Source organism: Pseudomonas sp. RC10 (assembly GCF_038397775.1).
Classification (GTDB): Bacteria; Pseudomonadota; Gammaproteobacteria; order Pseudomonadales; family Pseudomonadaceae; genus Aquipseudomonas; species Aquipseudomonas bambusae.
The window spans coordinates 3,330,846-3,354,443 of record NZ_CP151650.1; the positions used below are offsets into that span (position 1 = coordinate 3,330,846).

Genomic DNA, 23,598 nt, shown 5'->3' on the forward strand with positions numbered 1-23,598 from the left:
TGTCCTCTGAAACCGTTTTCATTTTTGTTCGAGCGAAGGTGCTCGAAGAAAGTTCTTCAAACGGACAGGCGGGTGGCCTGCCATATAAAAGAAGAGGGTCAGGATCGCTGTCGGGTCGAACCGCGCACGATCAGTTGCGCCGGAAAGTCGTACAGCCGCACTGGCTCCTGGTCCCCGCGCAGGCGATTGAGCAGGCACTCGAACGCTGTCACGCCGATGTCGTGGGTCGGTTGGGCAAGGGAGGTGATGCCGCTGCCGACGAGGGGGTACCAGTCCAGTTCGTCGAGGGCGATCAGGCCGATGTCGTCGAACAGATGGCAGCCCAATGCGTGCAACTGGCGGGTCGTGCTCAGGGTTGCAACGCCGTTGCCGGTGAACAAGGCTTTGGGGCCGTGCCCCTGATCATCGAGAAAGGCGCGCAGGTGATCGCGCAGGGCAGGGCCGGTTTCACAGACCTCGCCACGGAAGCCGCTGCGTCGGGCAAGGCCGGTCTTGAACGCGTCGACCCGCTCGACCCGCGAACTGGTGCCGTCCTGAGGTTCGGTGACCATGAGGATGTCGCGATAGCCGGTGTGGTGCAGGTGATCCAGCGCTTGCGTGACGGCATCGACGTTGTTGAGCCCGACCAGATCGCTGTCCAGTTGATCGACTTTGCGGTCCACCAACACCATCGGCAATTCGCTGTGCAACTCGCGCAATTCGTCCAGATGATGGCCGAGGGTGTTCACGATCAGCCCTTCGATGTTGTACGAGCGCAGAGCCGCGAGGTGCAGGCGTTCTTGCTCATCGTCGCGGTCGGTGTTGCACACCACCAGGCTGTAGCCGTGCTTGCGGCAGGCCGTTTCGACGCCGTGCATGACGGCAATGGAATAAGGGTTGCGGATGTCGGCCACCAGCATGCCGATCAGGCGAGTGCGGCCGCGTTTCAAGCCACGGGCCATCTGGTTGGGGCGATAACCGAGGGTGTCGATGGCGTGTTGAATGCGCCGGGCAATGGCATCGGACAGCAGTTGCCGGTCATCGCCAATGAAGCGCGAGACGCTGGCTTTGGAAACGCCCGCCATGTCGGCGACGTCATTCATGGTGACGCGGGCACGCGTCGGTGTCGGAATGCTGTTCACGGCCTGACCCTTATTGGATTTATCAGCAGGCTTTTATTATCGAGCGTGTGAGGCTCTGAAACCGGTTTCAGGAAACACCAAAGCGAGGGGTGTCGTCAACTCGGGATCGGATGAAAGGTGGTGCTTGGGGTCCTTGGTGTCTCGATGGTGCCACGTACATCGCTATCGCGAGCAAGCTCACTCCTACAACTAAAAAGCGTTCCCCTGTAGGAGTGAGCTTGCTCGCGATGACGCCGTATCAGTCAATGTAGAGTCAGCCATTCCCCTTGAACGTATCCCGCCACGCCAGAAACCGCTTCTCCAGCATCGCCAACACGCCGTCGCTGATCTTGCCCAGCAGCGCCAGCACGATGATCGCGGCCAGCACGATGTCAGGCCGTGAGGTCTCGCGCCCATCGCTGAGCAGATAGCCCAAGCCCTTGGTCGCGGCGATCAGTTCGGCGGCCACCAGAAACATCCACGCCAGGCTCAATCCCGAGCGCAGGCCGGTGAACAGGCCGGGCAAGGCAGCGGGGAGAAACAGGTGAAGAATCATCTGCCGCTGGCTGAACCGATACATCTTGCCAACCTCCACCAGTTTGCGATCAATCCCGCGAATCGCCGCCACGCCGTTGAGGTACACCGGAAAAAACGCGCCGATGGCGATCAGCACGATTTTCGAGGTCTCGCCGATGCCCAGCCACAGCAGCAACAGCGGCACCCACGCCAGGCTCGGGATAGAGCGCAAACCCGCGAAAGTCGGTTCCAGATAGGCTTCGGCCTCCCGACTCAATCCGACCCACGCTGCAAACAGCAGGGCCAGGCCCGCGCCGATGCCGAACCCGCTCAACACCCGCAGCAGGCTCGCGCTGATGTGTTTCCACAAGGCGCCGTTGGCCAGGTCGGTCAGCGTGGTGAAGATCTCGCTGGGCGCGGGCATCTGGTACGAGTGAACCCAGCCGATGCGAACGACGATTTCCAGCAGCACCAGAATCGCCACCGGCACCACCAGCCCTTTGAGGCGCCCGCGCCAGCGGCTGGGCGTGGGCGCGGCAGCTTCAACCGGTGCGCCGGCTTCGGCGTTCAGCGATTCGACGCGGGAGCTGCTCATGGCTTGGCGACGACGGCTTTGCCGAAGGTCGGGTCAATCAACTGATCGATGACCTGATCGACATTCGTGCCTTTGCGCACCAGTTCTTCCGACACCAGAATCGGCGCTGCGGCTTTGGAGGCGGTCACATCTTTATCGGTCAATTGCGGGCTGCTGATGTCGGTGCGGGTCAGTTGCAGCTTGGCGACGTCCAGGGGCAGGCCGGATTCGGTGGCCAGCAATTTCGCCAGCTCTTCCGGATTCTTTAGCGACCACTCGCGGGCCTGCTCGTAGGCGCTCAACACGGTTTTGATCGCCTCCGGATGCTCTTTGGCGTACGTCTCGGTCACGCTGACCACGCCGTAGCTGTTGAAGTCCTTGTTGCGATACAGCAGGCGCGAACCCGCCTGAATTTCGCTGGCGGCCATGTGCGGATCGAGACCCGCCCACGCGTCGACGTCGCCTTTTTCCAGCGCAATGCGGCCGTCCGGGTGTTGCAGGTGCAGCAGCTCCACGTCGTCTTTGGTCAGCTTCGCCTGTTGCAGTGCGCGCAAAGTGAAGAGGTAGGGGTCGGTGCCTTTGGTGGCGGCGATTTTCTTGCCTTTGAGGTCGGCGACGGTTTTAAGCGTCGAATCCTTGCGCACCACCAGTGCGGTCCACTCGGCGCGGCTGTAGACGTAGACCGATTTGATCGGGCTACCGTTGGCGCGGGCCAGCACAGCGGACAGGCTGGCGGACGAGGCGAAATCAACGCCGCCGCTGTTCAAGTATTCCAGCGAGCGGTTGCTGCCCTGGCTGAACACCCAACTGACCTTGGTGTTCGGCAGGGCCTTCTCCAGCCAGCCGAAATGTTTGAGCACCAGGCTTACCGGCGAGTAGTAGGCGTAATCCAGATGCACTTCGGCGGGCGGCGCTTCGGCGGCTTGTGCGAAGGGTTGCAGGGTCAGTGCCAGGGCACCGGCCAAGAGTTTCAGGGAAGTGGGCAGGCGAGGAAACGCGGTCATGATCAAGTCCAGTCGAAGGGATTGAAGCTGCACGGGGCTGCTTATGTCGAAAACGGCAGTCAGCGCGAGTCAGCCTGCGTAAATGGAATAATGCAGGCTCTGTGCCATGAACTCATGTGCGGGCCAGCGCGGGGCGACGGGGAGCAAGAAGGCGTGGATGCAGTTGCTCCATCAACAGTCTGCTGAAGCGGTGTTGCGCCAGAAACACTGCGTGAAAAATCTGCATTAAACAGTTGTCAGTCTTCGGCGTGATCTGCATGCTGGCATTTTTCAATTGTGTTACAGGACTTTTCTGCGCATGTCTGTCCCTGCCCGAGATGCCGATGCTGCGTCACGCCGTTCGGCGACCGTTCTCAGCCTGTGCCTGCCCAGCGATGTCCTGTTGTACCTGCTGATGCCCATGAACGCTGACGCCTTTGGCATCAGCCTCGCCGAAGCGGGGGTGCTGCTGGCGGCCAACCGGCTGGTGCGGATTTTCGGCTATGGCTACGTCGTGCGCTTCTACGCACAGCGCGGCGACCGGGCGGCGCTGACCCTGGCTTCGCTGGTGTCGATGGTCTGCGCCGTGGGCAACTCGTTCATCACCGGTTTCTGGTGGCTGCTGATTTTGCGGCTGGGCTGGGGATTGGCGTACGCGGCGTTGAACCTGTCCACTCAAGCCCTCGCGACCTCCGAACCTGCCGGCGCGGCCCGCAGGTCAGGCACCTCACGGGCGATCATCGCCATCGGCCCGATGCTGGCGCTGCCTCTGGGGGCGCTGGTAAGCATGTATTTCGGCCCCCGGGTGATCTTTCTGATACTCGCCTTCTTCTCCCTCATCGGCCTGTTCATCGCCCGAGGGCTGCCGAGCGTTCCTCATGCGATGCCGACCGCCAACGGGCGTCGCTTCAAGGCGCCGGACAGCGTGGCCATGTGGTCCTTCATCGAAGGCGTCGCGCTGGACGGGCTGTTTATCTTCGGCCTGTCGTTGCAGGCGCAATCGGTGCTGGGTGGCAACGCAGTGTTCATCGCCGGGGTGCTGCTGGCGTTGCGTTACGTCTCGGAAATGCTTCTGAGTCCTTTGGGTGGTCGCGCCGCCGCGAGTTACGGGGCGGTGCGCATGCTGGTGGTGTTCTCGGCGCTGACGACCCTGGCGTTGACGGCCTTCGGCTTTCACTGGCTCATCATCGGTGCGGGCGGTGTGCTGATCTTGCGTGCGCTGCAATTGCCGCTGGTCACCACGTTGGTGGCTGAACGCAATCCGGGGGTAGGGCGCGTGCAGGCGCTGGCCGGAAATGCGGTCTGGCGTGACGTCGGTGCGGGCGTCGGGCCTTTGCTGGCCGGGGTGTTGCTGCCCATCGCCTCGCCGTCCTGGGTCTACAGCCTGGCGGGGTTGGCGGTGGTGGTCAGCGCTGTGGTGTGCAGTCGCTACCGGGTTCGTGAAGTACCCGCCTGAAGGGCTTTCGAAACATCCTATTACATACCGTTCAGCGATTGGTCCGGTAAATCAGAGGCTTGCATGCAACCTCTGAGGTCATTTCCTATCAGATGGTCATTCTTCATACGGACATAAAGCTTCGTTAGCCTGCATTCGCTAGCGAAATGCCAGTTCACAGGGACGTTGCTCAGGGCGCTCAGCCCTTCACGCATCACAAGAATCCAGGCCATCATGACCTTTTTCAAAACCCCGGTTACCTCGTCAGCCCTGCAACGCATCGCCTATTTCTTGCTGCCGATCCTGCTGATCTGCTCGGCGGTGTTCTGGTTTACCGTCGGCAGGGGCGTCCACGCAGAACCGAAGAACGGCACCCAGACCCTGGTGTTCCTGCGCCACGCGGAAAAGCCTGACATGGGCCTTGGCCAATTGAACTGCCAGGGGCTGAATCGTGCCATCGACCTCTCTACTGTATTGCCAGATACCTTCGGCAAAGCGGACTTCATCTTCGCCGCCAACCCCAGCCGTCACGTTGAAGAAGGCGCAGGCGATCATTCCTACAGCTACTTGCGCCCTTTGATGACCGTCGGCCCGAGCGCGATCAAACTCGGGCTGCCCATCAACATCGACTTCGCCGCCAACGACACTAGCGACCTCGCCGACGAGCTGATGCGCGACAAATACCACGACGCCACCATCTACACCGCCTGGTCCCACGGTTACCTGCCCGAACTGATCAACAAAGTCGCCGAAGAGGCCTCCGGCCAGGACCTCAAACTCGTCAAGGACTGGATGGGCGACGACTTCGACTCCGTCCTGGTGCTGACCCTGAAGTGGAACAACGGCAAGGCGACGTTGCAGTATGAGAACTACAAGCAGAACCTGAATGACGGCGCGGTGGGGTGCCCGACGTGAGGAGCACTGCTACACTTCGCGTCGTTATCTGCACAGGGCGAACACAATGACCCAAACGGTTCAAGAGAAACGCGAGCTTTACGCAAAGACACGTCGTTCGAACTACCTCGCCAGCTTGCGGCTAGAGGGTTTTGACACCGCACCCTCCGATGCTGCAAAACCGTTGCCAACGCGCGAGGCGGTACTTGCGAAGTACCGGCAGATGGCCGGTTGATAAATGGCAAGTTGTGTGAGAAGAGCAGTCCGCTCAATTCAAGCTTCTGATTACTCATATTGATACGAAGCCGTTTTATTCCTCGATTCATCCCCGTCCCATCGAATTTGACCGCAAGATCTGGATGGCCCTCATCGCACACCCGGTTACTATGGGCGCAATGCGAAAGACGAGGAGCCTTCCATGAACTTCACTTATCGCTTCATCGAGTCCCCCGTGGGCCAGTTGAAACTGGTGGCCAAGGGTGCGGCGTTGGCCGCGATTCTCTGGGAAAACGACCGCCCCAATCGCGTCCTGCTGGGGCCCATGACCGAAGCCCCCCACAGCGAAATCCTTGATCAGGCCGAACAGCAGCTGGCGGAATATTTCGCGGGAACGCGCAACCGTTTCGACTTGCCGCTGGATTTTCACGGCACTGATTTCCAGAAAAAAGTCTGGCACGCCTTGCTCGCCATTCCATTCGGCGAAACGCGCAGTTACCTGCAGATCGCTATCGAAATCGGCAATCCCGCTGCCGTGCGCGCGGTGGGGGCGGCCAATGGCAAGAACCCGATTTCCATCGTCGCGCCGTGCCATCGGGTGATCGGCAGTTCTGGCGCGCTCACCGGATTTGCCGGTGGCCTGGCGGCCAAGGAGTTGTTGCTGACCCTTGAAGGCGGGATGCCGAAACCCTCGAAAAAGAACCTCGATGCGTTGGCCTCCGCCCAAGCATCGCTGTTCTAGACTCAAGCGCCCTTCAACAGTGTTTTACCCGTCACCTTCACATGGAGTTGAACATGCCTGCCTCTGCCAAGACGTTCCGTGACCTGCACCACCAATCCACCGTGCTGCGCCTGCCCAATGCCTGGGACGCCGTGAGTGCGCTGCTGTTCGAAAGCCTCGGCGCCAAAGCCATCGCCACCACCAGCGCGGGCGTGGCCTGGGCACAGGGGTATGCCGATGGGCGTGTGTTTCCGCTGGAGGCAGCCATCCAGGCCGCCGCCAACATCGCGCGGGTGGTCAAGGTGCCGCTGTCGGTGGATTTCGAGCACGGCTATTCGGACGATCCAAAGACGGTCGCTGAAAACGTCAGGCGCGTGCTGGAAGTCGGGGCTGTGGGCATCAACATTGAAGACGGTCCGGATGCACCTGACTTGCTGGCGCGCAAGATCGAAGCGATCAAAAGCATGGCGTCCAACCATGGGCTGGACGTGTTCATCAACGCCCGTACCGATGTGTACCTGGCGAATCTGGTGGCCGATGACCAGAAGGTCGAGGAAACCCTTAAACGCGGCCAGTTGTATGAAAAAGCCGGCGCCGACGGGCTGTTCGTTGCGGCGGTGGTGGATGTCGATGCGATCAAGCGCATCGTTCAGGGCGTCAACCTGCCGATCAACGTGTTGGCCCGACCAGGGCTGCCGGATGCGGAAGGCTTGGCGAAGCTGGGTGTTCATCGTCTGAGTGCCGGTTCTAGCGTGGCGATCACCGTTTTGAGCCTGGCCGAGCAACTGGGGCGTGATTTCCTCGGGGAAGGGCGCTCGGAGCCGGTGACCCACAGCACCCTCAATTACCCTCAGATTCAGGCGTGGTTCGAGTAACGTTTTACCTCAGAAGCGCCATGTCCTGGCGCTTCGACTCCTCATCAATTGATCAACCTTTCATCGACCGATAAACGGCGCTGGCATATGTTTCTCGCGAGGAGTACAAATGTACTCCATGACGAACTTATCTCCCCGACGCGCTGCCATCCTGACGTTCATCCGTGATCGCATCGCCGACAATGGCCAGCCGCCGAGCCTGGCAGAAATCTCTGAAGCCTTTGGCTTCGCGTCTCGCAGCGTTGCGCGCAAGCACATTGTGGCGCTGACTGAGGCGGGCTTCATCGAAGTCACCGCCAACCAGGCCCGTGGCATTCGCCTGATCGACGCCACACCCCGCACTCAAATGCTGGAAATTCCGGTGCTGGGCCGCGTTGCAGCAGGTGCGCCCATCGGCCCCGATCTCGATAACCTCGACACCTTTACCCTCGACAGCCGCACCTTCCTGCGTGTGCCGGATTACCTGCTGCGGGTAAAAGGCGATTCGATGATCGAAGACGGGATTTTCGACGGCGATCTGGTGGGCATTCTGCAAAGCGCCGATGCCCGGGACGGACAGATCGTCGTGGCCCGGCTCGATGGCGAAGTGACGATCAAACGGCTGGAGCGGGGTGATGACACATTGCGTCTGTTGCCCCGCAACCCGGCCTATGCGCCGATTGTCGTGCGTCCTGATCAGGACTTCGCCATCGAAGGGGTGTTCTGCGGCCTGGTGCGCCGGGAATGATGGGTGCGGTGGTCAGCCTTGACGCGCTGCTGGACGAGCATCGGGTCTGGAAAGGGCGGGCGCAGGCCCAGCCAGTCGCGGCGCAACCCACGGGCCACCCGTTGCTCGACGCTGCGTTGCCCATTGGTGGCTGGCCCCCGGCGGCACTCACTGAAATCCTGATTCCCGCCAATGGCAGCGGTGAGTTGCGCCTGCTGTGGCCGACCTTGGCGCGCCTGGCCAACGCGGGCGAACGTATCGTCCTGGTGGCGCCGCCGTTCGTGCCATACCCCCAGGCCTGGCAATCGGCGGGGGTCGATCTGCGTCAGCTGTCGATCATTCAAGCCAGCGACACCGATGCCTTGTGGGCGGTGGAACAATGCCTGCGCTCCGGCAGTTGCGGGGCAGTGCTGGCGTGGCCGGGCAAGGTCGATGACCGCGCCTTGCGTCGTTTACAGGTCGCGGCGGAAACCGGCGAAACCCTTGCGTTCGCCTGCCGTGGTCAGCAAGCCGCCGCCAACCCTTCGCCTGCGGCCCTGCGCATCGCCATCGATGTCCGACCCCGCCAGTTGCGGGTGTTGAAGTGCCGAGGCGGGTTGGCCCCGTCATCCCCCATCCCGTTCACCACTGACGCTTGAGGTTTCCATGCTCTGGGCCTGTGTCCTGCTGCCGCAACTGGCACTGGACGGCGTCATGCGTCGTCGCGCCGATCCTGAAAAGCCGCTGGCCCTGATCAGCGGTCCCGCTCAGCGCCGTGTGTTGCAGACGGTGAATGCCGCCGCCCGTGAACTGGGGTTGCGTCCCGGACAGACGTTGACCGCCGCCCACGCCATGACCCGTGGGTTCGACACGGTCGAATACGACCCGAAGCAGACCGAACACTGGCACCGTCTGCTTGCGGCCTGGGCCTACCGCTTCAGTTCCCAGGTCAGCCTGAAATATCCCCGCGTGTTGCTGATGGAAGTCGAGTCGAGCTTTGGACTGTTCGGCCCATGGCCGGTGTTCGAGGCGCGATTGCGCCAGGAGCTGACCGCCATGGGATTCAGTCATCGCATCGTTGTTGCACCGAACCCTTTGGCGGCGAGGATGTTGGCCAATGCCCACGACGGTCTGGCCGTCACCGACAATGAGTCGCTGCAAGACGTGCTGCAACGGATGCCGGTCAATCGCCTCGGGTTGACCCAGGACGTGGCCACCGCGTTAGGGCGCATGGGACTGCACCACTTGCGGCAGGTACTGGCCTTGCCTCGCGACACCCTGGCGCGGCGTTTTCCCGCAACGGTGTTGCAACACCTGGATACCCTGACCGGGCGTCGCCCGATGGCGTTGGAATGCTATGTGCCGCCGGACTTTTTCGAGACCCGCATCGAGCTGAACTTCGACGTCGAATCCCATCAGGCGCTGTTGTTTCCCCTCAAGCGGATGATTGCCGATCTGGCGCTGTTTCTCGGAGGTCGGGACAGCGGGGTGCAACGCTTCGTCATTCATCTGGAACATGTGCCGAGTGTCGGCAGCACCGCCCCGGACACGCTGATTCCAGTGGGCCTGCTCAGTGCCGAGCGTGAGGCGAACATGCTGTTCGAACTGGCCCGGGGGCGATTGGAGCAAATCGTCGTGCCGTGCCCGGTGCGGGCACTCAAGCTTTCGGCCAAAGACTTGCCGGCCTTTGTGCCTTCCCATCGCGAACTGTTCGATGATCGCCCTCAACAAAGCATGCCGTGGGAGCAGTTGCGCGAGCGGCTACGGGCGCGATTGGGCGATGACGCGGTCTGCGGCTTGAGCTTCCACGCCGATCATCGCCCCGAATGCGCATGGCAACCCGCCTCGCACACCAAGCCTGCCGTGGGCTTCAACCCGGTGCCTCGCCCCGGTTGGCTGTTGCGTGAGCCCGAAGCCCTGACAGACAGCGGCTCGCGGGTGTTGGCCGGGCCTGAACGGATCGAGTCGGGTTGGTGGGACGGCGGGGATGTGCGCCGTGATTATTACCTGATCGAAACCCGCACCGGCCTGCGTGGCTGGGCCTATCGCAGCGTGGGAGATGACAGCGGCCTGTGGCTGCACGGGTGGTTCGCATGAGCTGCGAATACGCCGAACTGCATTGCCTGTCCAACTTCAGTTTTCAGCGCGGGGCCTCTAGTGCTCTGGAGTTGTTCGAGCGGGCGAAGCTGCATGGCTACGAGGCCTTGGCCATCACCGACGAATGCACGCTGGCGGGAGCGGTGCGTGCGTGGCAGGCGGCAAAGGAATGCGGCCTGCCATTGATCGTCGGCAGTGAAATGACCCTTGAAGACGGGCCGAAAATCGTCTTGCTGGCCGAAAATCTTGCGGGGTATCAGGCGCTGTGCAGGCTGATCACCCAAGGACGCAGGCGCAGCAAAAAGGGCGAGTATCGCTTGCTGCGGGAGGACTTTCAGTCCCCGCTCAACGGGTTGCTCGCCCTGTGGGTGCCGGACCTTGAACAAGAAAACGCGACGTTACGTGAGCAAGGTCAATGGCTCCACGATCTGTTCACCGACAACCTCTGGTTGAGTGTGCAGTTGCATTGCGGGCCGGACGATCAGCAGCGGCTGACGGCACTGTTGTCGTTAGCAAAACAGTGCGGTCTGCCTGCCGTCGCGAGCGGCGATGTGCACATGCACGCCCGAGGTCGTCGTGCGTTGCAGGACACCATGACTGCCATCCGTCATCACACGACCGTGGCCGAGGCGGGGCACAGGCTGTTTCCCAATGGGGAGCGACATTTACGGCCACGGGCGATGTTGGCGGATGTCTTTCCTGCGGAGTTACTGGCCGAAACGCTGGTCATCGCGCGGCGTTGTACCTTCGATTTTGCTGACCTGAAGTACGAATACCCCCGCGAGTTGGTGCCAAGGGGGCATTCGGCGACCAGTTGGTTGCGTGAGCTTACCGAACAGGGGGCGCGCAAGCGTTGGCCGGACGGAGTTCCAGAAATAGCTCGTACGAACATTGATCATGAGCTGGAGATCATTGCCGAGAAGAAGTACGAGAGCTATTTCCTCACTGTTCACGACATCGTCAGCTTTGCCCGTAATCAAGCCATTCTTTGCCAGGGACGAGGTTCGGCAGCTAACTCCACGGTATGTTTCGCGCTGGGCATCACCGAACTGAATCCTGCAAAAGGTGAGGGCAAGATGCTGTTTGCCCGGTTCATTTCCAAAGAGCGGGATGAGCCACCCGATATCGACGTCGATTTCGAGCATGAACGCCGTGAAGAGGTCCTCCAATATGTCTTCCGCCGGTATGGCCGAGGCAGGGCGGCGCTGACGGCTGTGGCCAGCACCTACCACGGAGCCGGCGCCATTCGTGACGTGGCGCGCGTGCTGGGTCTGCCGGCCGATCAGATCAACGCACTGGCTGATTGCTGCGGACGCTGGACCGACAACCTGCCTCCTGCCGAGCGTTTGCGTGAATCAGGCTTCGAGCCGGACAGCCCAGTGCTGCGCCGGGTTCTGACGCTGGCGGGCGAACTGATCGGCTTTCCCCGGCACCTGTCTCAGCACCCTGGTGGTTTCGTCATATCTGAGCAGCCGCTGGAAACGTTGGTGCCGGTAGAAAACGCAGCAATGGCCGATCGCACGATCATTCAGTGGGATAAAGATGATCTAGATCTGGTCGGGTTGCTCAAAGTCGACATTCTCGCACTAGGGATGCTCAGTGCCCTGCGCCGCACGTTCGATCTGGTTGAGCTGCATCGCCATAAGCGCTGGACCATCGCGACCATTCCTGAAGAGGACAAGCCGACCTACGACATGATCAGTCGCGCCGACACCATTGGCGTGTTCCAGATCGAGTCCCGGGCGCAGATGTCGATGCTGCCGAGGCTCAGGCCGGAGACGTTTTACGATCTGGTGATTGAGGTCGCCATCGTCAGGCCCGGCCCGATCCAGGGCGATATGGTGCATCCGTATCTGCGGCGCAGAAATGGCGAGGAGGAGGTGACCTACCCGGACCGTCTGGAAAGCGTATTCAAAAGAACGCTCGGTGTTCCGCTTTTTCAGGAGCAGGTCATGGAGGTGGCGATCATTGCCGCCGATTATTCGCCGGGCGAGGCTGATCAGTTGCGCCGGTCCATGGCGGCGTGGAAGCGCCACGGTGGCCTGGATCCGCACAAGGAGCGGCTGGCGACCCGAATGAGGGCCAATAAGTACCCCGAAGACTTCATTCACCGCATCTTCGAACAAATCAAAGGCTTCGGCAGCTACGGCTTTCCCGAGTCCCATGCCGCCAGTTTCGCCTTGTTGACCTACGCCAGTTGCTGGCTCAAATGCCACGAGCCCGCTGCCTTCACCTGCGCCCTGATCAACAGCTGGCCGATGGGTTTTTACAGCCCTGACCAACTGCTACAGGACGCCCGTCGCCACCACATCGACGTGCACCCGGTGGACATTCGCTACAGCGACTGGGATTGCTCGCTGGAATCGGTGGAAGGCCGAGACTACTCCCAGGACCTGGCGATCCGCATGGGCTTGCGGATGATTCGCGGCTTCCGCGAGGAAGACGCCCGGCGCATCGAGCAAGCGCGCTCGGTGCGCGAGTTCAAGGACGTCACAGACCTCTGCGTGCGTGCCGATCTGGACAACCGCGCGCGGGCGGCGCTGGCGGATTCCGGAGCCTTGCGCGGTCTGGTAGGGCATCGTCATCGCGCACGTTGGGAGATGGCGGGGGTTGAGGTGCAACGTCCGTTGTTTGGTGATGACTGTTTTGGCGAAGAGGCTCAAGTCGCACTGCCCTTGCCGAGCGTGGCCCAGGACCTCATGGCCGATTACGACACCCTCGGCACGACGCTGGGGCCGCACCCGCTGTCGCTGCTGCGCCACAAACTGGCCGCCAAACGGTTTCGCAACTCGAAGGACTTGCTCGATGAAGAGCACGGACGGCAATTCAGTGTCGCCGGGTTAGTGGTCGGTCGACAGCGACCGGGCACGGCCAGCGGCGTGACCTTTGTCACGCTGGAAGACGAACACGGCATGATCAACGTGGTGGTCTGGCGCGATCTGGCTGAACGTCAGCGCAAGGTGTTGGTGGGTGCTCAGTTGATGCAGGTGTTCGGCAAGTTCGAGTATCAGAAGGGCGTCCGTCACGTCATTGCCCAACGGCTGTTCGACCTGACCCCGCTGCTGACCGGGCTGGACGTGCGCAGTCGCGATTTCAAGTGATTGACCGCTACGAGGCGTTCATGGCTTCGGAGTGAAACCGCTGGCGATACTCCACCGGGCTGATGGCCAGCCGCTTGACGAACACCCGACGCAGGCTGTCGGCGTTGTCGAAGCCACAGCGACGGGCGATTTCCTTCATCGATTGTTCGGTGGTTTCGAGATAGCGGCGCACGGCGTCGATCCGTGCATCGGCGAGAAAGGCCATGGGCGGGGTGCCGGTTTCCTTGGTGAACAGTCGCGACAAATTGCGCGGGCTCATGTGCACCCGTTCGGCCAGGGAGGCCAGGCTGTGATCGATGTGCAAGTGCGCGAGCATGTAATCCTGAATCGCCTCGACCTGGGAATCGACGCCTCCCTGAATGTCGAGCAACGGGCTGAATTGCGATTGCCCACCGGCGCGACGCAAATACACCACCAGGTATTTGGCGACGTCGATGGCCATGCGTTTGCCGAAGTCTTCCTCGATCATCAATAGCGACAGGTCGATCCCCGCCGTGACACCGGCGGTGGTGTAGATCGTGCCGTCCTTGACGTGGATGTGGTCAGGGTCGACGTGGGCCGAGGGAAATAGCTCACTGAGGTGCGCCGCGTCCATCCAGTGGGTGGTGACCGACTTGCGGTCGATCAGGCCCGCCGCACCGAAAGCGAACACGCCGTTGCAGATCGCGGCCAGACGGCGGCAGCGTTTTTCCTGGACCTTGAGCCAGTCTCCAAGGGTCGAGTCTGCGTAGACATCGAAAATCCCCAGTCCGCCCGGAACGATGACCGTGTCGAAGTGCGGGCAGGGGTCAAAAATCGTTCGGTCCGGGATCACCGTCAGCCCGCTGGACGACAGCAACGGGCTACGGGTAGTGCCCACGGTCAGCATTTCGTATTCACAAGCCCCTTCGCTCAAGACCTTGACCTGAGCGAAGGCGTCTTTGGGACCGGCGATGTCCAGCAGTTGAAAGCCGGGGAACAGCACCATGCCCACGCTGATTTTGCGCATAGGGTTTCCTTTGAAGATTGAGCTCGCCTGTCGCGGCCCGGCTTGCCGGCGGTGGCGTTCTGAAGATCGCTACCGCTGGCAAGCCGGACTGCTAAAGGACGGGGATCGGCCACACAGTCGAGGCTTTACATGATGCATGCAATTCCCGGGCTACCTCACGGCCGCCACGGCACTCATGTCTTCCGCGCCCGGCACTTGCCGCTGGAACCACCACCCGCTGAGCCCGCCCAGCGCTATCCAGAACCCACCGTTGACCAGCAAGGACGCCACGCGGAACTGCGCCTGCAGGTCATCCGGTGCCAGTGCATGGTGCTCGGCGGGTTGCGGTGCGCCGTAAAGATGCGGCGCCGCAATCAGCAACATCGCCACGAGTCGCCATGCCCAGTGTTTGCCAAAGACGATCAACGCCAGCCCGACGGCTGTGGCCAGCGCCGTCGCGCCCCACCAGTCCTGGCGCGAGGTCAGCTCGGCGGCCACGGTGCCCGGCAATTCCGGCGGCAATCCTGCAGCGGGGGCCAGACAGAATGTCGCATACCCCGCCAACCCCCAGAGCACACCGTGCCAGGCCTTGGCCGGTGTGCGCAGGTTGTACAGCGCGCTGAGCAGCAGGGCGAAGCCAATCGCGACCACCAGATCACCCCCGAACGTGGACAGCGTGCGCTGCCAGCCGTCCTCCGGTGTCCAGGCCTCGGCATCGTGCTCGTGCTCATGGGCAACGGCGCCGTGGTCGTGAGCCGCCAACGGTTCATGAGCTTGCTCATGAACCGATTCGGCGTTTTCGTAGACTTCAGCCTGCAAAATCAAGGGCGTGATCCACAGGCTTTGCAGCAGGGTCAGCAACAGCGCGGCGAGGGCACCGGTGTAACAGGCCGTGGTGAGGATGCGTTTGAACATGCGCGTATGCTCCGCAATGGATCAGTGGCAGGGGAAACCCGAGCTGTGGCGGGTGTCGTGGGCTGCGTTGTGGACCAGGTCCAGGTGCGAGAATCCGGCGAAGTACACCAGCGACAGACCCATCAGGATCGAACCGAAGGTCACCAACAGGCGATGGCTGCGTGTGGCGGAAGGGGCATGCGTCAGGGCGGTGCTGCTCATTGGGTTGCTGCTCATGGGGCAGTCCTCGTTTCAGTGTTGTCGGTTTTGAGTGTGCTCAAACGGCTGTACAGCTCATCGGTGTCCAGCAGCGAATGCGCTTGCAACACCTTGATCAGGGCTTCCAGATAGCGCTCGTAGTAATCCCACGGGGGCTGGTGGTCACAGGGCAATTGCTCCCACGTCGAGATCGAGCCAATCAGTTGCTGGCGGAAGGCTTCCCACTCGAAATGACCGGCCTTGGACAATGCCAGCGCCAGCCCGTACAGGCTGCGCTGCCATTCCTGGGTGAACTGCAACCGGCCTTGTGCTCGGGGTGGCGAGTCCTTGTGGCCGAGCATGCTGTTGGCGGCGAACTCTTCGAAACGCGTAAACATGGCGGCCTCCTCAGGCGGCGGGCAATTCCACCAGGGCCACGCCCATCATGGCTTCCGGTGTCACCAGCGCGGCCAGTTGTGCTTCGCTCAGGTGATCGGAGTTCGCCGGGCGCTCGGGCACCACGAACCAGCGGATCTGCGCGCTGCTGTCCCAGACTTCGACGTGGGTGTCTGCGCTCACCGGCACGCCGAATTCGCGCAGGACGGCGCGGGGTTCGCGCACGCCTCGGGCCCGAAACACAGGGTCTTTGTACCAGTAGGGCGGCAGGCCGAGGATCGGCCATGGGTAGCAGGAACACAGGGTGCAGATGATCAGGTTGTGCACGCCGGGGCCATTGGCAACGGCCAGCATGTGCTCGCCCTCGGCGCCGTCCATGCCCTGGGCCAGGTTCAGTTCGGCGATGGCGGCGGGCGTGTCGGCCAGCAGGCGAGCCTTGTACTCAGGGTCAACCCAGGCGCGGGCGACGATCTTCGCGCCGTTGAAGGGGCCTGCGACGGTTTCGAAGTGGGCCAGAACCGCGTCCACCGAGTCGCTGCCGATCACGCCTTTTTCAATCAGCAAGGCTTCGAGTGCCCGGACCTTGGCCGCGCTTTCGGCTTCCCGTTGTTGTTCGTAGTCGAAGAGTTGACTCATGGAAATGCTCCGCAATAGGTTCGTCAAAGGTGAAGGGGTCAGCGCGTGGGCTGCAAATAGGCTTCGAACAGGTCCGCGTAAATCGTCGTGTTCGGCTCGCTTTTATCAACGCCCCACAGGTCAGCGGCGTCGAACGCCACCCGGTACACCGGCATCGGCTCGCCAATCCCGTCCGGCCCGGTGTTGACGAAATAGGCGAACGCCCCCGCATACACCTCAACGATTTTTCCCGGTTTGTTGCGCAGGTAGCCGGGCAGGCGGGTGTGGTCCACGGCCACCGGGTCAGCGATGGTCACGACATCGCCCTCGCCGAACAGCGGTGCGGCGTCGTAGGGCCGGAGCCCCGAGTCGCCTTGCTCCAGGTAGCGCACGATCTGCTCGCGGATCGCGGCATTGGGCTTGTCCGGCAGCGGCGCATCGGGCTGCTTGCGGTAGTGATCGGCGCGGTCCTTGAGCTCGTCACTGTGGATGTAGCCCGCATTGACGAAAAAGCCGGAGATCCCGCCCAGCCATTTCTCGTAGTAGCGAAACTTGAAGTATTCGAAAGGTTGCATGCCTTCGGCGCCGGTGCGCAACGAGGCCCAGGTCCAGTGCTCTTGAAAGCCGTGGGCAGGGTGGCCATCGGGTAGTTCGGCAGCGCGTCTTTCAGGTGGGCGCTCTCGGCCATCATCGCGGTGTGGATGCCGAAGATGCGCTTCTCCCATTCCTGCACGAACACCTGTTTTTCGAAGTCCACCGGGCCAAGGTTTTCGAGGCCGCCGAGGTAGTGTTGTAGTTTCATCGAACGCTCCAGTGTGAAGTTCAAGGGGTCGCAATCAAGCCAGTTGCGGGCTGGGTTTGCTCGTCAACGCATCGCCGAGGCGTTCGGAGACGTAGCCAAAGACCGCACCGGTGACCAACGCGACGGCGGCGATCAGGGCCGGGTTTTCCAGACCGGGCGTCGTCATCGGTTTGCCGCCGACCGCCGTGGTGCCCACTGTCGAGGCGAAGCCCCAGACGATGGCGGGCAGAATGCTCAGCAACGGCACCTTGGAGGCCTGAACCATCAGGGCACTGCCAGCCCCCACCAGCACGGCGATGATGATGGGCGCTTCACTGACAGTGGCGATCCCCAGTAACACCAGGGAACTGATCACCAGCCCTGTCAGGTTCGACGCGACACTGCGCACGAATCCGGCACTGCCACCGCCGACCACGAAAAACGAGGCCCAGGCGATGAAGGTGACCCAGACCGGCACCGGCAAGACGGTGGCCGTGACGTAGGTGTCCAGCACGGCGAGCAGGCCGATGCTGACGGTGTAGGCTTCTTTCTGTTTCATGAGGTCATTTCCTGTCGTGGGTGGGGTGTGGTGTTGGGCAGGGTGAAGCTCAAGGTTGAAAGCCCGCGTCGTGCTCAGGCCGCCTGCAGGCAGTCGAGAAAGCCCTGACGCAGCTGTTCGCTGTCCAGATCGCGGCCAATGAACACGAAACGGTTGTCGCGGGATTCGTCGTCGGCCCAGCGGCGGCCGGGCATGGCCTCCAGCAGCATGTGCACGCTGTGGAAATGAAAGCGCCGGGCTTCGCTCGTGAAATTCAACAGGCCTTTCATGCGCATCAGCCGTTGGCCCTGATCGTTGACCAGCTGGTTGATCCAGCGGTTGAACCGGTCCGGGTCCAGTGCCCCGGGTGTGACCACCGAGCAGGACGAGATCGACGCGTCGTGCTCGTGGTCATGGCCTTCTTCTTCAAGAATGTCCGGCTCGATCATCAGCAGGTTTGGCAGCGAGAACCGTTTTGTGCCGAGCAACGTTTCCACTGCGACCCGGGAATGGTTGGTCGGCAGCAGGCTGGCGGTCTGGTTGAGCTGGCGCACCTGACGGGCGATGTCGGCCAGTGCGGTGTGGCTGACCAGCGCGGTCTTGTTGAGGATCAGCGTGTCGGCGAAGGCGATCTGTTCCCGCACGATTTCGTCGTTCAGTTGATCCTGGAGATGCACCGCGTCGACCACGGTGATCACTGACTCAAGCTCGACCTGAGTGCGCAGGTCGGGGTCGGCGAGGAAGGTTTGCAGCACCGGGGCCGGGTCGGCCAGGCCTGAGGTTTCGACGATCAGCCGGTCAAGACGGTGGCCGGCCAGGTTGAGCATTTCCTTGACGCTGGCCACCAGGTCCGCTCGCACAGTGCAGCATACGCAGCCGTTGTTGATCTCGATCAGGGCTTCCTGTTCGGCGACGATCAACTGGCCGTCGATGCCGACTTCGCCGAACTCATTGACCACGACGCCGATACGCTCATGCCGGTTCTCACTCAACAGGTGATTGACCAGCGTGGTCTTGCCCGCACCGAGAAAACCGGAAATGACCGTGACGGGGATTTTGCCGTTTGCCATGAGTACGCACCCTTGTCGCTGTGATGGGGCGCTGCCGAAGTGGGCAGCTTTCCTCGTGACAGGTGCGATTTTCAGTCCGCTTTGCGTCGGCTGTCCGAGGTGGACAGGCTGTTGTCACGTTTGGTCAGGTTCCATGGCGTGATCGGTATGTAAGGTCAAAAAAGGACAGTGGCAAGGTGGGGCGGCAGGTTTTCCAAGAAGGGGTTGAACAGAAAGGATGCACTGTCATGGAGCGTGACACACAGTGCCTAGGCCGTGTCAGGCCGGAGCACTCAGGCGCCTTCGATTTCTGTAGGAGCGAATTCATTCGCGAGAGGCCGGTACATCCAACCTTTAAGCGTTGGCTGAACCCCGTTTCGCTGCCGTCGTAACCTGCGGCGACTCCCACAGCATTGATGTCGTTCTCAGAGAGCGTGATCGACGCCGGGCAGCCGTGGCGATCTTGAACCTGGCGAGTGACCGCGAGCCACCTTCGATCCTGTGGGAGCAGCCGGAGGTTACGACGGCCGCGAAGCGGTGGAGCAGACAGCTTACTCCTGCCGGCTGCATCCCCACCGCGGCCAAACCGTGTGGCGACAGAAGCCAGGCATCAACCCTCGACCTTCACCGCCCGCCCGGTCTTGATCGATTCCAGCGCGCAGTTCGCCAAATGCAGTGCCTTCAACCCGTCCCGTGCGTGGGTCGGCAGCGGTTCGTTGGCGCGGACGGCGGCGATGAACTGGTTCAGTTCGATGCGGTAGGAATCGGCGTAGCGCTCAAGGAAGAAATTCTCCAGCGGTTCGCGCACTTCGGTCTGGCTGGCGCTGTAGGTGCGCACGGTGGTGGGGCGGTGGTTGTCGTTGAGGACCATACCTTTCGAGCCAAACACCTCCAGACGCTGATCGTACCCGTAGACCGCTTCGCGGCAGCAGTTGATGTGGCATTGTTTGCCGGACGCGGTGCGCAGCAGGACCATCACGCTGTCGTAGTCGTCCAGTTGGGCGAGGGCAGGTTCGACCAGGCGGCTGGCGATGGCAAACACCTCGACCGGTTCTTCACCGAGCAACGTGCGCGCGGTGTCGAAGTCGTGAATGGTCATGTCGCGGAAAATGCCGCCGGAGTGCTTGAGGTTGTCCAGCGACGCCAGGCCGGGGTCGCGGCTGGTGATCACCACCTGGCGCACCTCACCGATGTCGCCCTGGGCAATGGCTTTGCGCATCTGCAGGGTGTCGGGGTCGAAGCGGCGGTTGAAGCCCAGCATGACCTTGCCGTTCTGGCGCTCGACGTCTTCTACGGCTTTGGCGGCCTTGGCGTAGTCCAGGTCGATGGGTTTTTCGCAGAGCACCGGTTTGCCTGCTTTCACCGCCCGCAGCATGTAGTCAATGTGGGTGTCAGTGTGGGTGCCGATCACCACGGCGTCGACGTCGTCCCGCTCGATGGCCTCGGCGCAATCGTAGGCCGCCGCGCAGCCCAGTTTGGCCGCCAGCTTGTCGACGCCTTCGCGCCAGGGGTCGGCGATCACCGACAGTTGCACATCGGGGTTGGCCGCGACGTTGGCGGCGTGGATGTTGGCGATGCGGCCTGCGCCGAGGACTGCGATGCGTAGCATGGGGTGGATCTCCTTGGATTGTTGTTGTCGGGACGATCGGGTGAATTCAGTGGGTCAGGTTGAACGGCGTGACGATCTGCACCGGCGAGGCGGGGATCGGGTCGACCTTCCACAACCGGTGAAATTGCAGGATGTGCTGGAACGCGTGGCGGGCGTCGATCTGCAGGTTGTGGTCGATGATCGCGGCGATTTTTTCGTCGGCCAGCAACTGTCGGTTTTCCTGATCGAGGTCGTGGCCGATGAACACCGTCAAGGGCCGGTTCTGAGCCGCGAACGCATCGACAATGGCGCGGTTGCCGCCGCCGACGCTGTACACGGCCTTGATCGACGGATTCGCCTGCAACGCCTGGCTGACCCTAGCCAGTGTGGGTTCGTAGACCCCGAAACCGCCGGTGATGTCGACCACCCGCAAATGCGGCGCGCGGCTGCGCAGCCAGGTGCGGAAGCCCATCTCACGCTCTTCTTCTCCTCGGAATAGCTCGCTGCTGATGACCACCGCGACGTCCTGCGCCGCATCGTCCAGCCAGCGCGACATCAGGTACGCCGCCGTTTGCCCGGCGGTGCGGTTGTCCATGCCGATATAGCCAATGCGCTCGCTTTGCGGCAGGTCGGACACCAGCGTCACCACGGGGATGCCAGCCGCCGTCACCTGGTTCACGGCGTCGTTGATCTGGGGTTCGTCGGCGGCCTTGAGGATCACGCCCTGACTGCCTTTGCTGATGCAGCGCAGAATCACGTCGGTCATCAACGCCGTATCGATCTCTTGATACAGATGAAAACGGGGAAAGATGCGAAAGGGCGCGAGGTTGCCCAATTGCGCATGAATGGCCTCCTGCACCGCGTCGCTGAAGCGTTTGGGGGTGTGGAGGATGATGTCGATGTGAAAGGTGCGGCCCACCGCAGGGCCGGACTTTTCCTGGGCTTCGAGCTCTTCGAGGGCCTGCTGGATGCGGCGGTTGGTCTGATAATGCACGCTGCCGCGCTCGTGCAATACGCGGTCGACCGTGGCTTTGCTGACCCCCGCCTGGGCGGCGATCTGCTTGATGGAGAAACGTCTGGCGCGGTCGAGCATGGAATCTCCTGAGCCTCTGTTGAGGTCTTGTTGAGGTCGATTCGGGCCTGTGTGAGGTGAACGCAATGCTAGTCTCAGTTCCATTCGTTGTACAGATGGAATTTAAATTCTATTGTGGCGACGATTCATCCGCAGCCAAAAACAACAAATGCAGGAGAGAAGCGCATGTCAGCATTGGATCTGTCCACGTCGTTCGCGGGCCGCTATTTCGTCGTCACCGGCAGCACACAAGGCCTGGGCGCCGCCGTGGCCCGCACATTGGCGGAACGGGGCGCCGCCGGTTTGATCATCTGTGGGCGCAGCCGGGATAAGGGCGAGCAGCAGGTTCGTCAATTGGCCGAGCTGGATTGCCAGGCGTTCTTCGTCGAAGCCGACATGGAGGACGTCGAGGATTGCCGTCGGGTGGTGGCCGCCGCTAAGGAACACTTCGGCACCGTGCACGGGCTGGTCAATTGCGCGGGCATGTCGGACCGGGGCAGCATCCTCGACACCTCGCCCGAGCTGTTCGACCGGATCTTCGCGGTCAACGTCAAAGCGCCGTTTTTTCTCATGCAGGAATGCATCAAGCTGATGATCGCCAATCAGGTTGAAGGCTCGATTGTCAGCATTCTCAGCGTCTCCGGCCACGGCGGGCAGTCGTTCCTCACCGCGTATGCCGCGTCCAAAGGCGCGCTGGCGATCCTCACCAAGAACGTCGCGTTCAGCACCTTGCGCAACCGCATCCGGGTCAACGGCCTGAACATCGGCTGGATGGACACCCCTCACGAAGACCAGATTCAGCGGCAGTACCACGGCGCTGAAGACGGCTGGCTGGAGCGCGCTGAAGCGCAGTCGCCGTTTGGCCGGTTGCTGAAACCGCAGGAGGTGGCGAACAGCGTGGCGTACCTGCTTTCCGATCAGTCGGGCATGACCACCGGCTCAGTGATCGACATGGAGCAGGGCATCATCGGCTGTGGCGACGGCTCGACCCCGCGCCCCGATGCGCCACTGACCCTGGACGGGGTCAGCGGAGCCGGGCAATGAACCTCTTCCCCCAGCCGAAGGACATCGACGTTCGCGCGTTTGCCGTGCTGTGCGAGCAGTCGGTGCGCGTCGCCGATTACCCCCATGCCCAAGAGGTTGTGAGCCGGGTGGTGATCTACCGGGCCGACACCCTGCGCGAATCCGAGCAGCAGGACCGTCGGGCCTTGATGAGCGAGTTGCATCATCTGTTTCGCGACGGGCCGGGGGTGATGGTGGTGCGGGGTGCCTACACGGACACGGCAGTCATTGATCGGCACAGCGAGGTGTTCCGGCAGATCATCGCCGACGAGTCCGCCCGCGTGGTGCGCGCTGATCATTTCGCCAAGGCCGGGGCCAATCAGCGGATCTGGAATTCCCTGCAAAAGGCCGCCGAGCATTCCCCAGAGTCCTTCATCGAGTATTACGCCAACCCGCTGCTGGGGCTGATTTCGGAGGCGTGGCTAGGGCCGTATTTTCAGGCGACGGCGCAGGTCAATGTGGTGACGCCCGGCGGTCAGGCGCAACAACCCCATCGTGATTACCACCTGGGTTTCCAGAGCGACGAGGTGGTGTCGCGGTTCCCGCTGCCGCTGCACCGGTTGTCGCAGAACCTCACGCTGCAAGGGGCCGTGGCCCACACCGACATGCCGCTGGAAACCGGGCCGACGCTGTTGCTGCCGTTCTCGCAGCAGTACGAACTGGGTTATCTGGCGTGGCGCGATCAGGGTTTCATCGATTACTTCGCGCAGCACGCCATTCAGTTGCCGTTGAACAAGGGCGACCTGCTGTTCTTCAACCCGGCGCTGTTCCACGCGGCGGGCACCAATCGCACGACGGACCAGTACCGCATGGCGAACCTGCTGCAAATATCGTCGGCGTTTGGCAAGCCGATGGAAACCGTCAACCGCGACAAGATGATCCTGGCGCTGTACCCGTCGCTGTTGAAACGAGTGGAGCAGGGGGAGCTGGACGAGACGGGCATGCAGGCGGTGATCGCGATGAGCGCGGACGGGTATTCCTTCCCCACCAACCTCGACACCGACCCACCGCTGCACGGCATGGCCCCGCAGACCGGGCAGCAGTTGCTGGAACAAGCGTTGCGCGAGCGGTGTGCGGTGGAGCGGTTTGTGGAGGCGGTGGGGGTGATGCAGCGCAAGCGCACGGCCTGAGGAGCGGGCGTCATCTCCCTGTGGGAGCGAATTCATCCGCGATGCCATCGTGCAACCGACAAACACGTGTCGGATGTACCGGCCTCTCGCGAATGAATTCGCTCCTACAGT

At 62.0% G+C, this 23,598-nt stretch carries 24 protein-coding genes; 11 read left to right on the forward strand and 13 right to left on the reverse strand.

The features are described from left to right. Positions 1-98 precede the first annotated feature (98 nt). The 3 genes from AAEO81_RS15320 to AAEO81_RS15330 form a co-directional block, all read right to left on the reverse strand. A complete protein-coding gene (locus AAEO81_RS15320) occupies positions 99-1,082 on the reverse strand; it encodes a LacI family DNA-binding transcriptional regulator (RefSeq protein ID WP_341964541.1) in 984 nt (327 codons plus the stop codon). A 292-nt stretch (positions 1,083-1,374) separates the two neighbouring features. Further along, complete coding sequence (locus AAEO81_RS15325; RefSeq protein ID WP_341964416.1) at positions 1,375-2,211, reverse strand: ABC transporter permease; 837 nt, start codon at positions 2,209-2,211, stop codon at positions 1,375-1,377. Continuing rightward, positions 2,208-3,194, reverse strand: coding sequence for an aliphatic sulfonate ABC transporter substrate-binding protein (locus tag AAEO81_RS15330; RefSeq protein WP_341964417.1), 987 nt, complete (start codon positions 3,192-3,194; stop codon positions 2,208-2,210). Before AAEO81_RS15330 ends, AAEO81_RS15325 begins: the two co-directional genes overlap by 4 nt. A 298-nt stretch (positions 3,195-3,492) precedes the next feature. Here AAEO81_RS15330 and AAEO81_RS15335 point away from each other — a divergent pair, with 298 nt between their 5' ends. From AAEO81_RS15335 to AAEO81_RS15375, 9 genes are all read left to right on the forward strand, one after another. Then, the gene (locus AAEO81_RS15335) at positions 3,493-4,629 is read left to right on the forward strand and encodes an MFS transporter (protein WP_341964418.1); all 1,137 of its coding nucleotides are present in this window, start codon (positions 3,493-3,495) and stop codon (positions 4,627-4,629) included. A 213-nt stretch (positions 4,630-4,842) separates the two neighbouring features. Then, positions 4,843-5,523 (forward strand): hypothetical protein, encoded by a 681-nt coding sequence (locus AAEO81_RS15340; RefSeq protein WP_341964419.1) that lies wholly within the window; start codon positions 4,843-4,845, stop codon positions 5,521-5,523. Positions 5,524-5,569: 46 nt separating this feature from the next. After that, a complete protein-coding gene (locus AAEO81_RS15345) occupies positions 5,570-5,737 on the forward strand; it encodes a YhfG family protein (protein ID WP_341964420.1) in 168 nt (55 codons plus the stop codon). A 183-nt stretch (positions 5,738-5,920) separates the two neighbouring features. Next, the gene (locus AAEO81_RS15350; RefSeq protein ID WP_341964421.1) at positions 5,921-6,460 is read left to right on the forward strand and encodes a methylated-DNA--[protein]-cysteine S-methyltransferase; all 540 of its coding nucleotides are present in this window, start codon (positions 5,921-5,923) and stop codon (positions 6,458-6,460) included. A gap of 53 nt (positions 6,461-6,513) precedes the next feature. After that, entirely contained in the window at positions 6,514-7,314 is an 801-nt protein-coding gene (locus AAEO81_RS15355) for an isocitrate lyase/phosphoenolpyruvate mutase family protein (protein ID WP_341964422.1), read from the forward strand. 109 nt (positions 7,315-7,423) lie between these two features. Continuing rightward, complete coding sequence (lexA, locus tag AAEO81_RS15360; RefSeq protein WP_341964423.1) at positions 7,424-8,041, forward strand: transcriptional repressor LexA; 618 nt, start codon at positions 7,424-7,426, stop codon at positions 8,039-8,041. Continuing rightward, on the forward strand, positions 8,041-8,658 hold the full coding sequence (gene imuA / locus AAEO81_RS15365) for a translesion DNA synthesis-associated protein ImuA (protein WP_341964542.1): 618 nt from the start codon (positions 8,041-8,043) through the stop codon (positions 8,656-8,658). Before lexA ends, imuA begins: the two co-directional genes overlap by 1 nt. A gap of 7 nt (positions 8,659-8,665) precedes the next feature. Continuing rightward, positions 8,666-10,096, forward strand: coding sequence for a DNA polymerase Y family protein (locus AAEO81_RS15370; RefSeq protein WP_341964424.1), 1,431 nt, complete (start codon positions 8,666-8,668; stop codon positions 10,094-10,096). Further along, positions 10,093-13,197, forward strand: coding sequence for an error-prone DNA polymerase (locus AAEO81_RS15375; RefSeq protein WP_341964425.1), 3,105 nt, complete (start codon positions 10,093-10,095; stop codon positions 13,195-13,197). Before AAEO81_RS15370 ends, AAEO81_RS15375 begins: the two co-directional genes overlap by 4 nt. A gap of 7 nt (positions 13,198-13,204) precedes the next feature. On the opposite strand, the gene AAEO81_RS15380 is transcribed toward AAEO81_RS15375, so the two are convergent. The 10 genes from AAEO81_RS15380 to AAEO81_RS15425 form a co-directional block, all read right to left on the reverse strand. Next, on the reverse strand, positions 13,205-14,185 hold the full coding sequence (locus tag AAEO81_RS15380) for a GlxA family transcriptional regulator (RefSeq protein WP_341964426.1): 981 nt from the start codon (positions 14,183-14,185) through the stop codon (positions 13,205-13,207). Between the two features lie 150 nt (positions 14,186-14,335). Beyond that, the gene (locus AAEO81_RS15385) at positions 14,336-15,079 is read right to left on the reverse strand and encodes a CbtA family protein (RefSeq protein WP_341964427.1); all 744 of its coding nucleotides are present in this window, start codon (positions 15,077-15,079) and stop codon (positions 14,336-14,338) included. A 21-nt stretch (positions 15,080-15,100) separates the two neighbouring features. Continuing rightward, a complete protein-coding gene (locus AAEO81_RS15390; RefSeq protein WP_166597838.1) occupies positions 15,101-15,280 on the reverse strand; it encodes a CbtB domain-containing protein in 180 nt (59 codons plus the stop codon). Between the two features lie 11 nt (positions 15,281-15,291). Further along, positions 15,292-15,654, reverse strand: a complete 363-nt coding sequence (locus AAEO81_RS15395; protein ID WP_341964428.1) for a nitrile hydratase accessory protein — start codon at positions 15,652-15,654, stop codon at positions 15,292-15,294. 10 nt (positions 15,655-15,664) lie between these two features. Further along, entirely contained in the window at positions 15,665-16,288 is a 624-nt protein-coding gene (gene nthA, locus AAEO81_RS15400; protein ID WP_166597819.1) for a nitrile hydratase subunit alpha, read from the reverse strand. 38 nt (positions 16,289-16,326) lie between these two features. Next, positions 16,327-16,992: a nitrile hydratase subunit beta gene (gene nthB, locus AAEO81_RS15405; protein WP_341964429.1), complete on the reverse strand. Its 666-nt coding sequence runs from the start codon at positions 16,990-16,992 to the stop codon at positions 16,327-16,329. Positions 16,993-17,103: 111 nt separating this feature from the next. Further along, positions 17,104-17,607: a DUF1097 domain-containing protein gene (locus tag AAEO81_RS15410; protein WP_166597821.1), complete on the reverse strand. Its 504-nt coding sequence runs from the start codon at positions 17,605-17,607 to the stop codon at positions 17,104-17,106. A gap of 74 nt (positions 17,608-17,681) precedes the next feature. Next, positions 17,682-18,656 (reverse strand): GTP-binding protein, encoded by a 975-nt coding sequence (locus tag AAEO81_RS15415; RefSeq protein WP_341964430.1) that lies wholly within the window; start codon positions 18,654-18,656, stop codon positions 17,682-17,684. 589 nt (positions 18,657-19,245) lie between these two features. Beyond that, complete coding sequence (gene iolG / locus AAEO81_RS15420) at positions 19,246-20,244, reverse strand: inositol 2-dehydrogenase (protein WP_166597823.1); 999 nt, start codon at positions 20,242-20,244, stop codon at positions 19,246-19,248. Positions 20,245-20,290: 46 nt separating this feature from the next. After that, complete coding sequence (locus tag AAEO81_RS15425; RefSeq protein WP_341964431.1) at positions 20,291-21,316, reverse strand: LacI family DNA-binding transcriptional regulator; 1,026 nt, start codon at positions 21,314-21,316, stop codon at positions 20,291-20,293. A 165-nt stretch (positions 21,317-21,481) separates the two neighbouring features. Here AAEO81_RS15425 and AAEO81_RS15430 point away from each other — a divergent pair, with 165 nt between their 5' ends. Both AAEO81_RS15430 and AAEO81_RS15435 read left to right on the forward strand, forming a co-directional pair. Then, positions 21,482-22,339 carry an SDR family oxidoreductase gene (locus AAEO81_RS15430; protein ID WP_341964432.1) on the forward strand — a complete coding sequence of 286 codons (858 nt, stop codon included), beginning with the start codon at positions 21,482-21,484 and terminating at the stop codon, positions 22,337-22,339. Further along, positions 22,336-23,487 (forward strand): phytanoyl-CoA dioxygenase family protein, encoded by a 1,152-nt coding sequence (locus tag AAEO81_RS15435; RefSeq protein ID WP_341964433.1) that lies wholly within the window; start codon positions 22,336-22,338, stop codon positions 23,485-23,487. Before AAEO81_RS15430 ends, AAEO81_RS15435 begins: the two co-directional genes overlap by 4 nt. The last annotated feature ends 111 nt before the right edge of the window (positions 23,488-23,598 follow it).